The sequence below is a fragment of the Psychrobacter sp. 16-MNA-CIBAN-0192 genome, from assembly GCF_040309565.1.
GTDB lineage: Bacteria > Pseudomonadota > Gammaproteobacteria > Pseudomonadales > Moraxellaceae > Psychrobacter.
In genome coordinates this window covers 1-249 of the sequence record NZ_JBEOOX010000558.1, presented here as the reverse complement: position 1 = coordinate 249, position 249 = coordinate 1, and the positions used below count along the sequence as shown (strand labels likewise).

General features: G+C 34.5%; 1 protein-coding gene. It reads left to right on the top strand.

All coding sequences use genetic code 11. From position 1 onward, the window contains the following. Window positions 1-247 (top strand): hypothetical protein (locus tag AAEY78_RS14365; protein ID WP_352340114.1); only part of this gene is annotated, 247 nt, incomplete at its 5' end. Window positions 248-249 lie beyond the last annotated feature (2 nt).

Here is a 249-nt window from a genome sequence, read left to right as displayed (position 1 = left end):
ACAGCACACTGATCCTCAGCAATTACATATTATTTTAAAACGCTTAGTCATTGCCTATTATGATAAACGCCTTGCTACGCAATCTACCAAGCAGTGGTGTAATACGCTTAATACACTAACCGGATTAAGTTTTAGTGAACAAGAAATTCTCAGTGTTTATAATCTTGAGCAAAACAATAGCGCGCTAGAAAATAAGTTTCGCCAAGCAATTAAGCAATTTAAGTTAAAGGAAGTGGTTAATGTTTGAAT